Source organism: Mesomycoplasma hyorhinis ATCC 17981 (genome assembly GCF_000383515.1).
In the GTDB taxonomy this organism is placed as follows: domain Bacteria; phylum Bacillota_I; class Bacilli_A; order Mycoplasmatales; family Metamycoplasmataceae; genus Mesomycoplasma; species Mesomycoplasma hyorhinis.
On the sequence record NZ_KB911495.1, the window covers coordinates 1 to 12635 of the forward strand.

General features: G+C 28.7%; 9 protein-coding genes, 8 tRNA genes and 1 pseudogene. 15 read left to right on the top strand and 3 right to left on the bottom strand.

What is annotated here, in order from left to right; translation table 4 throughout:
* Together F801_RS04045 and F801_RS0102675 are read right to left on the bottom strand one after the other, a co-directional pair.
* Window positions 1-576 (bottom strand): annotated as a pseudogene (locus F801_RS04045) (helix-turn-helix domain-containing protein); the annotation flags it as partial.
* Between the two features lie 73 nt (window positions 577-649).
* Entirely contained in the window at window positions 650-1858 is a 1209-nt protein-coding gene (locus F801_RS0102675) for a phosphoglycerate kinase (RefSeq protein WP_020104611.1), read from the bottom strand.
* Window positions 1859-2141: 283 nt separating this feature from the next.
* Here F801_RS0102675 and F801_RS04380 point away from each other — a divergent pair, with 283 nt between their 5' ends.
* The 6 genes from F801_RS04380 to F801_RS0102705 all read left to right on the top strand — a co-directional run bounded on the left by F801_RS04380 (window position 2142) and on the right by F801_RS0102705 (window position 10256).
* Window positions 2142-4505, top strand: coding sequence for a hypothetical protein (locus F801_RS04380; RefSeq protein WP_020104612.1), 2364 nt, complete (start codon window positions 2142-2144; stop codon window positions 4503-4505).
* A gap of 295 nt (window positions 4506-4800) precedes the next feature.
* Window positions 4801-5394 carry a diadenylate cyclase gene (locus tag F801_RS0102685; RefSeq protein ID WP_015084191.1) on the top strand — a complete coding sequence of 198 codons (594 nt, stop codon included), beginning with the start codon at window positions 4801-4803 and terminating at the stop codon, window positions 5392-5394.
* A 16-nt stretch (window positions 5395-5410) separates the two neighbouring features.
* Window positions 5411-6889 (top strand): magnesium transporter, encoded by a 1479-nt coding sequence (mgtE, locus tag F801_RS0102690; RefSeq protein ID WP_013302253.1) that lies wholly within the window; start codon window positions 5411-5413, stop codon window positions 6887-6889.
* A 103-nt stretch (window positions 6890-6992) separates the two neighbouring features.
* Window positions 6993-8441 carry a hexose phosphate transporter gene (locus F801_RS0102695; RefSeq protein ID WP_015084190.1) on the top strand — a complete coding sequence of 483 codons (1449 nt, stop codon included), beginning with the start codon at window positions 6993-6995 and terminating at the stop codon, window positions 8439-8441.
* 42 nt (window positions 8442-8483) lie between these two features.
* The gene (locus F801_RS0102700; RefSeq protein WP_015084189.1) at window positions 8484-9425 is read left to right on the top strand and encodes an L-lactate dehydrogenase; all 942 of its coding nucleotides are present in this window, start codon (window positions 8484-8486) and stop codon (window positions 9423-9425) included.
* 84 nt (window positions 9426-9509) lie between these two features.
* On the top strand, window positions 9510-10256 hold the full coding sequence (locus F801_RS0102705) for a hypothetical protein (protein ID WP_015084188.1): 747 nt from the start codon (window positions 9510-9512) through the stop codon (window positions 10254-10256).
* Here F801_RS0102705 and plsY read toward each other — a convergent pair whose 3' ends face one another.
* Window positions 10257-10922: a glycerol-3-phosphate 1-O-acyltransferase PlsY gene (gene plsY / locus F801_RS0102710; protein ID WP_015084187.1), complete on the bottom strand. Its 666-nt coding sequence runs from the start codon at window positions 10920-10922 to the stop codon at window positions 10257-10259.
* A 139-nt stretch (window positions 10923-11061) separates the two neighbouring features.
* Here plsY and F801_RS0102715 point away from each other — a divergent pair.
* The 9 genes from F801_RS0102715 to F801_RS0102755 all read left to right on the top strand — a co-directional run bounded on the left by F801_RS0102715 (window position 11062) and on the right by F801_RS0102755 (window position 12626).
* A tRNA-Pro gene (locus F801_RS0102715) sits at window positions 11062-11138 on the top strand.
* Window position 11139: 1 nt separating this feature from the next.
* Window positions 11140-11216 (top strand) — tRNA-Ala (locus F801_RS0102720).
* A 1-nt stretch (window position 11217) separates the two neighbouring features.
* Window positions 11218-11294: transfer RNA gene (locus tag F801_RS0102725), tRNA-Met, on the top strand.
* A 22-nt stretch (window positions 11295-11316) separates the two neighbouring features.
* Window positions 11317-11393 (top strand) — tRNA-Ile (locus F801_RS0102730).
* A gap of 1 nt (window position 11394) precedes the next feature.
* Window positions 11395-11485, top strand: a tRNA-Ser gene (locus tag F801_RS0102735).
* Between the two features lie 92 nt (window positions 11486-11577).
* Window positions 11578-11653: transfer RNA gene (locus F801_RS0102740), tRNA-Met, on the top strand.
* A gap of 4 nt (window positions 11654-11657) precedes the next feature.
* A tRNA-Asp gene (locus tag F801_RS0102745) sits at window positions 11658-11733 on the top strand.
* A gap of 4 nt (window positions 11734-11737) precedes the next feature.
* A tRNA-Phe gene (locus tag F801_RS0102750) sits at window positions 11738-11813 on the top strand.
* A 120-nt stretch (window positions 11814-11933) separates the two neighbouring features.
* The gene (locus F801_RS0102755; RefSeq protein WP_013302248.1) at window positions 11934-12626 is read left to right on the top strand and encodes a recombination protein O N-terminal domain-containing protein; all 693 of its coding nucleotides are present in this window, start codon (window positions 11934-11936) and stop codon (window positions 12624-12626) included.
* The last annotated feature ends 9 nt before the right edge of the window (window positions 12627-12635 follow it).

Here is a 12635-nt window from a genome sequence, read left to right on the forward strand (position 1 = left end):
TTTTTTATTTTTTCTTGCCTTGGTTGATTTGAGTCAAAGATCTCTACCAAGGCTTTTCACTTTTTTAGAACTTCATTTTCCTTTTTTAAAAGTTTAATTTCTTTTTCAAAGTTTTTTTTCTCTTTTTTTAAAATGTATGAGTTCTTCTTTAAGAAGTTTGAGTTCTTTATATACACATGTTAGAGAATTAGATTGATCTTTACTATTTAAATTTTTTGAAACTTTTGAACGTTTACTATTAAGAATTTTAGATTTCGTTATTGGTCTTCCTTTATTTAATTCTAAACCACTAATTCCCGATTCTAAATATTTTTTCGTTAAAAAGATATTTGACTTGGATTAAGATTATTTTCAAGTGAAATTTTAACAATTGGTTCACCAGCTAAAAATCTTTTAACTATGTTTAATCTTTGATCTATAGTTCACTTTTTATTTCGTGGTTTTTTCTTAAGACCTTCAACTCCTAATTTGTCATAAATTTTTTTGACTTGTATTAGCAAAATCAGGCTTTTTAATTTCAATTCCCCTTTTGTATTTTTTTACACATTCTAATTTAAATTCTAATGAATACTTCATAAAAAATCCCCTTTTCTATTTTTCTAGGAAAAGGGGATCTGCTCATTTTCAAGGTTTTTTTATTTATTAATTTCTATTTTTCTTGAATAGGATGTAATCCAACTAGATCTGCTTTTTCAATAAATGTAATTGAAGCTCCACCACCAGTTGAGATGTGGCTGAAGTTATCTTGTAAATTATTTGCTTCAACAGCAGCTACTGAATCTCCACCACCTATAACTGTGTATGCGTTTTCTAATTTACTAATTTCTTTTGCTACTGCTTCTGTTCCTCATTTAAAATTACTAAATTCTGCAACTCCTAGTGTTCCATTTCATAAAACAGTGTGAGCACCTTTTAACTCATTTCTAAATAATCTAAGAGTTCAAGGTCCAATATCTAATCCTTCAGCATCTTTTAAAATTTGTAATGGAAATCTTGTGTTATATAGTCTTTGTGTATCTTTAAATTCGTATGCCATCGCATTATCAATTGGTAAAATAATTTTATCTCAGTATTTTTCTAGCAATTCATTAGCTAATTCGATTTTATCATCTTCAACAATTGAAATTCCAATTTCAAATCCTAATGCTTTTTTAAAAGTATATGACATACCACCTGCTATTAAGACTTTATCTGCTTTTTCTAATAATGAAGAAATTATTCCAATTTTATCTGAAATTTTTGCTCCACCAACAATAGCGACAAAAGGTCTTTTTGGATTATCAATTAATTTGGTTAATGCTTTTAGTTCATTTTCTACTAAATAACCAATAGCAGATTCTTGAATGTGTTGTGCTATTCCTACATTTGAAGCGTGTTCTCTATGTAATGTTCCAAAGGCATCGTTAATAAATACATCACCTAAAGAAGCTCAGTATTTTCCAAGTTCTGGATCATTTTTAGATTCTGCTTTATTATTTAAATCTTCAAATCTTGTGTTTTCTACTAATAGAACTTCTCCAGCTTGTAGACTTTCAACTGCTTGTTCTAGTTCTTCGCCTCTAGTAACAGGAACAAAAATTATTTCTTGACCTAATTCATTTGCTAATTCTTCAGCAACAATTCTTAAAGATTTTTTTGTTAAATCCTTTTCAGATTTTACTCTTCCAAGGTGTGAAAATAAAATAGTTTTTCCACCTTCTTCAATTATTTTTCTAATAGTAGGTAATGTAGATTTAATTCTTTTAGTTGAAGTAATTTGACCATTTTGTATAGGAACATTGTAGTCAACACGCACTAAAACCTTTTTATCTTTTAAATCTAAGTCATTAATACTTTTTTTGTTTAAAAAACTTTGCATTGTGTTTCAATTCTCCTTTAATTTTTCAGTTTTGTAATTATATATTAGAAGAAAAGAAAAAATATAATTTTTCTTATAAAATAATTAATATTTGCTTGAATTTCCTTCTTTTTTAATTGTTTTGTACTCTTTTTAATAAAAAGAACAAACAAAAGAAGAAAAATAAAGCAAATATAAAGAAAAATAAATAATTTTTTTGCTTTTTTCTTTATAAATTTCCTATAAAATATGCTTAATAACTTATTGTAAGCTATTATTTAGTTTTAAACAAACAGGAGAACACATGATATTAAAATTTTATTGTACTATTATCTGTGCTAAAGAAACCTCACAAAACAGTGAACCTAAGTGTACCTATAGATTAAGGTACGCAAAAAAAGTTCACGGTATTTATGATAATTTTTATGATATTGTAGTTGCTATTAACTCGTTAAATGCTCCAGCAAGGTTATGGGTTAGAGAAGATAATAACTTTAGAAGAGTTCTTAGATTCCCATTAAATGTAAATAAACTAACTACTGAACAAAGATTAGAGTTTTACAATGATGTTTTTTCTGATAAGAAGGAATTATCAAACTCTGTAGAATTAGCTGAAGAACAATTTCAAGAATTAGCTGAAAAAAACAAAGAAAGAACTTTAGAGCTAGCTAAAATTGATTCTTTAGAAAAAATTCAAGAACTACAAGAAGATACAGAATCAATTATTTCTACTACAGAAGAAGAACCACAAGAAGAGCATGATCAAGAATGTGAAATTTGTAAATTTGCTGCTCAACAAGAAGAAGCTGAAAGTGCAAAAGATTACGATGTTGAAGAAGAAGAAGAAGAAGAAGAAGAAGAAGAAGAAGAAGAAGAAGAAGAAGAAGAAGAAGAAGAAGAAGTTCTTAGTGAAGAATGTGAAATTTGTAGATTAGCTTCATCAAAACCAGTTGAAGCAACATTAGAAGGGGAAGTTGTTGAAGAGCAAACTGTATCGGAAGAACCAGTCGTATTAAAAGAAGAAACTGTTGAAAAAATAGTAAGCAACAAAGAATGTTTAAGCTGCAAACTACTTGATGAAGAAGTTATTAGTACTGATGTGTGCCAAGGTTGTGCTAATAGCAAAAATGTATGTGATCTATGCGAGAGTTGTAATGGCCAATGCAATGAACAACAAATTTATGTTAAAGAACCTGTTCAAGAAGAATTATTTGAAGAACAAGCAACTTTTGAGCAACCAATAGAGCTAACAGATTTAGAAGATGACCATTTTGAAACAGTTCATTTAGAAGAAGAAGTTTGTTTAGCATGTCAACACGTTGCAACTTGTGATATTTGTAAAAATCTAGAACACAGTGAAATTCTTTATAGACTCAAAAATGGACAAGTTGTTAATTTATTAGAAACCGAATTAGAAACCGAAGAACTTCATCATACAGATTCACCAGTTCAAGAAGGAAAAGAACCTTGTGGATGTTCATTAAAAGAAACTGAAGAAAGCTGTGATTGTGAAGCTTGCAAATGTCAAGAATGTGAAGAAAACTGTAGTTGTTCAGAGTTAACTTGTGGATGCCAAGAAGCAACCTGTAGTTGTGCCCAAGAGCATTGCGGATGTCAAGAAGAGTCTTGTGCATGTCCTAATACAACTTGTGCTTGTACTGAAGAACACTGTGAATGCACTGAATTAACTTGTGGTTATGAAAACGAACCTTGTGAATGTGAAGAAGAAACTTGTGGATGTGTTCAAGAATCTTGTGATTGTTCAGAAGAACACTGTGAATGTGTTGACGAAACCCAAGCGTGTTTAGATTGCAATACACAAGCTGACACAAAAGTTTGTGGATGTACACAAGAACAACAGCCAACTTGTGAAGAATGCAAGGAATGTGATGAATGCAAACAATGTAAAGCTTGTTTAGTACAAACTCAAGAATGTGAAGAATGCAAAGTACCAACAGTACACGATGATGAAGAAATTCACTGTGAACTTTGTGAATTAGAAAATACAGAAGTTGAAGACTTAGAACCAAGATTATTTGAAGACTTTGAAAACGAACAAGTTGAATACATTGAAATTCAACACATAGAAGATCAAGCATACAATTCATGATGTCATGATGAATGATGTAGAGAAATTGTTGAAAAAGCACAAGAGCCAGAACACACATTAAGTTGCGATTGTGATTTTGATTACAGTACAAATCCACTTGTTGAAGAAGTACACTCAGTTCAAGAACTAGAAGAACAAGAAGATTTACATGTTCACAAATTAGTAGAAAATGAAGGACAAGCAGAAGTTTCTATTGAAACTGAAACACCAGATAGAGTTCCATTTACTTCAGTAACTTATCCTGTGGGTGGACATTTAGATCATTCTAAACTACAAGAAGGTGGATGCCCAACTTGTGGATTTGGAAACTTATTCTCAGTATCTAATGAACAGCTAGCAGCTGAAGTTCAAAGAAGAAATTTACCAATGGTTCTTGATCCTGAAGCAGCTCAATCATATTCAAGTTTTGTTGTTTCAAAAGTGGATTCTGAACAAGAATACAAAGTTAGTTGATGAACAAACAAAAACTTAATTCTATGATTCTTAGTATGATTCTTAGTAGCAGCAGTGGTGGTTATACTAGTTCTAGTATTTGTATTTTATGCTCGTAGTAACTAAATAAAATTTCCTAGCTTACAATAATATTTAAAAGATACTTTTATCAAGTATCTTTTTTGTTGTTTAAATAAGTAAAAGTTCTAGATTTTAATATTAAATTTTTCCTTGTTTTTAGCAAATATAATTTATTTCAAATATTATTTTTAAATATAGTAATCAAAAGTTAGATTCATAAAAATAAATGATACAAACTGCTAAAGATTTATTACAAAATTGTTGTTTTTGGAAATACTTTTTGAAGTTTCTTTTATTTTTTGTTAAAATATATAGAACATTCAAAAAAGGTACAAAAGTTATGTCACAAAATTACGAAATTGCTATTTTAACATTGCTTATCATCTTTTTTTTGTTGTTTGTTGCAAAACAACTTTTTTTTCTTGTTAAAAAACTTCCATCGAAGAGCACAAAATTTGCTGAGCTTTCAAGCTCTACACAAAAACGTTTAGTACACGAAATTACAACAGCTGTTAAATATTTATCAGCCACAAACACAGGAGCTATTATTACTATTGAAAATAAAGTAGCAATTGATAATCTTCGAACTGATGGAATTAAAATAGATGCAAATATTTCTTCTTCGCTTATTCTTGCCATTTTCAACAAACAATCTCCACTTCACGATGGTGCAATTGTGATAAGAGATAATAAAATAATTTATGCTTCAACGTTTTTTAAACTTACACAAAAATCTGTGCTAAGTAAATATGGTTCCAGGCATAGAGCTGCTTTGGGAATCTCTGAACAATCTGATTCAACAACAATTATTGTTTCAGAAGAAAGAGGAGAAATTGGGATAAGTCAAAAAGGAAAAATTGAACCAGTATCTTTTGAAAATTTTTCTCGTAAATTAGAGGCTATCCTTAAAAATCACAATATTGTAAATATTTAAAAATTAAGGAGCAGTTATGACACTTTTAGAACTAATTCGTAAAAAAGACTTAAATGGAGTTAGACAATATTCAAATCAAGTCACTGCTGCTCAATTAGCTGAAGAAGTTTCGCATTTTTCTTTATATGAAAGATCAATGTTTTTTAGAATGCTTACAACTGAAACAGCTGCTGAGGTTTTTTCTTATTTTGCTTCAGATATTCAAGAAGAACTAATTGCAGGTCTTCCTGATGAACAAATGAATGCATTACTTGAAGAACTTTACACAGATGAAATTGCTGATTTAATTGAAGAAGTTCCAGATAATGTTGCTAATAAAATTTTAAAAAATATTGATAAAAACACTCGTAATATTGTTAACTTACTTTTAAAATACACTGATGAACAAATTGGTTCAATTATGTCTGTTGACATTGTTTATTTAGATGAGAATCTTTCTTCAAAACAAGCACTAGATAAAATTAGAACCTATAAAGATGAAGCTGAATTAGTGCATTATTACTATGTAGTTAATCATCAAAAACACATTATTGGTGCTATTACTTTAGAAGATATTGTTTTTTCTGATCAAAATGAATTAGTTAAAGATATTTGTTTTGCAACCCCGATAGTAAAAACAACTGATTTAAAAGAAAAAGTAGCTCATTATTTTGCTGAAAATGATTTTTCAGTTCTTCCTGTGGTTAATTCCAAAGAAAGATTAGTAGGAATGATTACAGCTGATGATATTATTGATATTGTTCAAGAAGAAGCAACAGAAGATATGTATAAATTAGCTGGTATTTCTTCAAAAAAAATTGATGATTCTTATGTTAAAACAACAGTGTTGCAAATAGTAAAATCAAGAATTTTTTGACTTATTATTTTAATGCTAGGCTCTACTCTTTCTCAAGTAATAATTCAAATGTTTACTGATTCCATTGCACAAAATCAACGTTTAAAAGTTTTGGGTCTTTCAATTTTTATAAGCACTATTGTTTCCATTATTCCAGTTATTTCTGGTGCAGCTGGAAATGCTGGTTCTCAATCTGCAACAACAATTGTTCGGGCAATTTCTCTAGCAGAAGTTGAACGAAAAAACTTCTTTAAACAAGTATTTTTAAAAGAATTAGCTGTTGGTAGCATTATTGGCACTATTTTGATGGTAATTAATTTTGTAAGATTATTAATTTATTTTACAATTAGTAAAGATTTATTCAACAATCAACAACCTCATTATGAAATAGTAACTGGTGAGCATACAATAAATATTCAACATGTGCACAATGGTTTAGCACACAAAGACTACATTTTGATTATTTCAGCAGCTGCTTCTTTTTCTTTGTTTTTAGTTATTATTTTTTCAAAAATGTTAGGATCTTCAATTCCTTTATTGGCACAAATTCTTAAAAGAGATCCAGCAGTTATGTCAGCTCCAATTTTAGCTACATTAACCGATTCAGTTTCAACATTTATCTTTTTTGGCATTACCATTTTAGTTTTTGTACTTATTTAAGTTATTATTTTTATGAATTTCAAGATTTAGTCTTGAAACTTTTTATTTTCTCCTTAATTTAATTTATAATTAAATAGTTATATACTAAAAGAAAGGAAACAAAATGAGCATTGATATCAGAAAATATTTAGTGCCTAAACATATAAAAGAAAAACCACTAACTTTTTCTGTAGGAATTATTTTATGGTTTCTACTGGTATTTTCATATTTACTTTTTGTAGTTGACTGAGGTCTAGCATTTGGTTTAAATGGAAAAACCGGAGCTGAGGGATATGGTACTTTAGGTTATTATTTCCCTACATCTACTGTATCAGAAATTACTAGTCAAGGAACAAACTTTGGAATTACAATTGGTAGAGCTATTGGTTCTATAGCTGTGGGTTGAGCAATTGCAAAACTTACACATAAATACGCAGTTATTTTAGCGCTTGGATTAATGCTTTTTGGAATTATCGCACCTTATTCTCCAACATACGCTGGTTTTGTTATAATGAGACTTTTACTAGCTATTGGAGGAACAACAATGATTGTTTTAGTACAACCTATTGTTTCTGCATACTTCAATAACGGTCAAAAAGCAGTTATTTCACAATTTACACCTTGGTTTTATCCAATTGGTACCATTATTACATTAGCACCATTTGCTTTTGATTCTTCAGTATCAAAAGCAGTTAGTGCTTACTGACAAGAAATTTACTTGGGATTTGGTTTAGCAACTTTAATTCCATTAGTTGGATATATTTTATTAGGTTCTAGATTTGATATTTATCCTTCAACAATTAGAAAAGAAAAAGAAGCACAATTAGCAAATCCTAATCAAGAAAAATTATCAATTTGAAGATTTATTAAACAAAAAGATACTTGAATTTGAACATTATTATATGGAAGCTGATTAATAGCAGTTGTATTCCCTTCAGCTTTTTCGAATACTTTATTCGCGGGAATGTCCAATAATATTTATTCATTAGATACAAAAATTTCAACACAATTCAATCCAATTATTAGTGTATTTTTAATTATATTCTTATGTGGTATATTTGCAGGACCATTTACTGTAGGTTTATGATCTAAGTACAAATTAAAAAGAAGATACTTTATTGGATTAGTTTTAGGTTTAGGAGTTTTATTTTATGTTTTAGCAACTATTGTATTTTTATACATGGTTGTACCAGCAAATTTAAATTCTTCAAAAACAGACTTAGCAATTAATGGTTTAGGTAATGGAACTTGATTATTCTATATTTTAGGATTTTTAATGGGAGTAATGCTTTGAGGAATTCAAGGTGTTATCTTAAATCTTCCTCACGAATACAAAGGATCAAATCCTAAAAAAGTTGGATATCAATTTGGACTTATCTGAGGATTAGGTTATGCATTTTATTCTATAGCAACTGTTCTAGTTGCAGGAATTAAATCAGCATCAACAGAAGCTGCATATGCAGTATTTATTATTCTAGCTGCACTTTCAGTTGTGGGAATTTTACTTTCAAAAGAACCTAATTCATCTTACAAACTTTGACCTTCAAAAGGTATTGAAAAAGTTAATAAATAAATTTATATTTAACTAAAAAAAAAAAAAAAAAAGAGGTACAAAATGAAAGCAACAAAAATAATTTTAATTGGAGCAGGTAACGTAGGAAATTCTTTCTTATATTCAGCAATGAATCAAGGTTTAGCTTCAGAATATGGAATTATTGATTTAAACAATGATTTTCGTGATGGAAATGTTTTAGATTTTGAAGATGTTGTAGCATCATCTGTTAGACCATTTAGAGTTTTTGCAGCAGAATATGCAGATTTAAAAGATGCAGATTTCATTGTTATAACAGCAGGAAGACCTCAAAAGCCAGGTGAAACTAGATTAGAACTTATCAAAGATAATATTAGAATCATCAGACAAATAGGACAAAAAGTAAAAGAAAGTGGATTTAGAGGAATTACAGTAATAGCTTCAAATCCAGTAGATATTATTACAAGAGCTTATCGTGATGAAACAGGCTTTGATCACTCAAAAGTTATTGGTTCAGGAACAATTTTAGACACTAGAAGATTACAATTCGAAATTGCTAAAAGAGCAAGAGTTTCTACTCAATCAGTTCAAGCTTATGTAATGGGTGAACACGGAGATAGTTCTTTTGTTGCCTTTTCAGCAGCTAAAATTGCTGGAGAATGCTTATGCAGATTTTCGAAAACTACAGGAATAACTAAAGAGAACTACGAACAAGAATTAGAATATCCTGTTTCAAGAAAAGCATATGAAATTATTAACAGAAAAAGAGCAACTTTTTACGGAATTGGTGCTGCTTTAGCTTCAATTATTAGAAATATCATTCAAGACTCACGTCAAGTTATGGTTGTAGGTGCAAACTTACACGGTGAATACGGATTTTATGATGTAAATGTTGGAGTTCCAGCTATTATTGGAAGAAATGGAATTGAACAAGTACTAGAAATTTCTCTAAACGAAAAGGAAAGAGAAAAATTTGTAAAATCAGTTAAAATCATTGACACAATGTATAAAGAAGCTGAAGAATAATACCTTTAAAAATTGTCAAAAGCAGGAGAAAATCTCTTGCTTTTTTGTTTTTTCTTTATTTTGCTATAAAATTTAAAATTAATTATGAAGCAAACAAAAACTAATCAAAAACTTTTGCACAATGTCTATCTAGATATATTTTTGGAAGAAATTAAAAAAAGTGCACATCAAAAATTTATTGCTTTTAGTTGAAGATGAAAAGAAGATCTTTGATATAGTTTTATTATTCGTAAATTAGAATTAGATTTTGATTTAAACAATGCAAATCTTTTTTATTTAAATCCAAAAATTCAAGATAATATTAAAACTGATTCTGTTATTGATCTTGGCAATTTATATGTGTTCAAACAAGAAGATTTTGTAAAAATTCAAGATAAAATTCATCACAAAGACTTTCTTAATCCAAAATTACAATCTAAATTTTTCCACTTTGCTAAAAAAGTTATTCAAAGTAAAAAAATTAATATTTTCTTTATTAGTTTTGATTCAATTACTCAATCTTTTCAAAGCAAAATCCTTTATTTAGAAAATCAAGATAACACATTTTTCTTTAATAAACGTTTAAAAGAAAAAATCAAAACTTCTTCATTTTTAAAAAATAAAATCTTTGAAGAATCATCGCTTCTTTTCAAAAAAGAACAAAGCATCAAAAACAATATTTTACAAAAAGACAAGCAAAAAGCTTATCTAATTATGAAACAATTTTTTGATACACTAGAAAGTTTGGATTATGAAACACATTTTAAAAATCGTGCAAATAAATTTTGAAACAATAAACAAGCAAAATTAATTGATAAAGCCAAAATTTTATATGGCAAAAAAAGTAAATAATTATTTTTTAATCTTCAATTTTCTTTCTGTTTTATTAATAAGTCGAATAATATTTTCTTTATGAGCTAAAATAATAAAAATATCTCCAATTAATAAACTTAATGGATTTAGTCAGAAAAGATCTTGATTATAAAAGGTAAAAAATGATATTTGACCTAATGAAAATCAAGGAATAAATGAAAGGCAAACAAGGATAAATGGAGCAATAAGTGAAGAAAGAGAAACGTATTTACTAATGAATAAAATACTAAAAAATATTACAAAACCAATTAAAACAATTACTAAATTAAAAGCAAAAAAAGCTCCAAGAAGACAAGCAGCACCTTTTCCACCTTTAAATTTAAAATAAAGTGGTCAAATATGACCAATTATCACACCAATCGCGGTTACTAATGGAACTACATAAACAAATTCTGTAACATTTTTTTGTAAAATAGAAACAATAATTGTTGGTATAGCAGATTTTAGAACATCTAAAATTAAAGTAATAATCGCCATTTTTTTTCCATAATTTCTTAACATATTAGTTGAACCAGCATTTTTTGAACCAACTTCTCTTATGTCTTTTTTCTTAAATATTTTAGAAATTAAAATTGAAAAATTTAATGAACCTATTAAATAACCAATAACTAAAACAAGAATATTAAAAAGAATAAATAAATTCATAATTTGTAATTTTATAAAAATAATTTATAATTTTATAAAATTGCAGTAAAATTCATTTACCAAACTTGAAAATAACAAAATTATTTTGTTTTTTTTAAAATTAATATATAATTTATATACTTCAAAACTTTTAGAAGTTGGAGAAGTAGCTCAGTTTGGTAGAGCGCTACGTTTGGGACGTAGTGGTCGCAGGTTCAAATCCTGTCTTCTTCACCACGGGGGGGTAGCTCATTTGGCTAGAGCGCCTGCCTTGCACGCAGGAGGTAGAGGGTTCGACTCCCTTCCTCTCCACCATGGCTCTGTAGCTCAGTTGGTTAGAGCGTTCGGTTCATACCCGAAAGGTCAAGAGTTCGAATCTCTTCGGAGCCACCATATATCCTAGACATACCGATTTGGACCTATAGCTCAGTTGGTTAGAGCAACCGGCTCATAACCGGTCGGTCACTGGTTCGAGTCCAGTTGGGTCCACCATGGGCAATTACCCAAGAGGCTGAAGGGACTAGTCTTGAAAACTGGCAGGGGTGTTAAAGCCCGCGGGGGTTCGAATCCCTCATTGCCCGCCATATATTACAAAAAGTTAAATACTTTTAAGTGATAAAACAAAAAAATTATTTTAATGCATCTTATGCTATAATATTGATGCATTAAATCACATAGCGGAGTAGAGCAGTTGGAAGCTCGTTGGGCTCATAACCCAAAGGTCATAGGTTCGAATCCTGTCTCCGCAACCAATAAGGTTCAGTGGTAAAGTGGTTAATACGTCTCCCTGTCACGGAGAAGATCGCGGGTTCGATTCCCGTCTGGACCGCCATTATGGCTCTGTAGCTCAGTAGGTAGAGCAACGGTTTGAAGCACCGTGTGTCACTGGTTCGATTCCTGTCGGAGCCACCATATATTCAAATACGAATATCGGATTATTTATCATAAAAAACAAAAGATTTTACATTACCCCCTAGAGTTATTAGAAATTTATTAATAATTCTAGGGTTTTTTACATATTTATACGTTATTATGTCAGCAGAAATAATTAAAGGTCTTATTCTTCAAGTTTATGAGTTTCAAGAAAAAGATTTAATTGTTAAAACAATAACAAATAAAAGAATTTTTTCATTTGTAGCATTAGGAACTAGAAAACCAGAATCCAAAAATAAATTTGCACTTTTAGAATCAAGCATTTCAGAATTAGAAATTTTTTTATCAAGATTAAACAACAAATTATCTAAACTAAAAAAAGCAACTACTGAAATCAGTTTAGATCTTAACAATTCTAAAATACTAGAATTTTGAAGATTCATTTCTTTTTTTCTAAATAAATTAGAAAAAACTAGTAATTATTTTTTTGAAAATCTTAAACTTGCTTGAGAGATTATTAATGAACAAAATTATCTTCATATTGTAGTTTTTTTACTTGCTAATCATTTAGTTTTGCAAGGTCATTTTATTAGTTTTAATAAATGTGTTAAATGTATGAAAAACAAAAATTTAATATATTTTAATTTTTCTCTAGGTGGAATGTTTTGCAAGATACACTACAAAAACAAGGATTTACAAAATATTTCTTTATTAAAATCCTATTATTTTTTAAGTTTAAATCTTGATCAGTATTTGAAATTCGTTAATACAATTGATAATTTTTTAATTTATGAACAATTAAAGCTTTTTATTGAAGCTAACCTTTATAGTTTTCCTAAAAATTTGTTATAATTTTTAGAA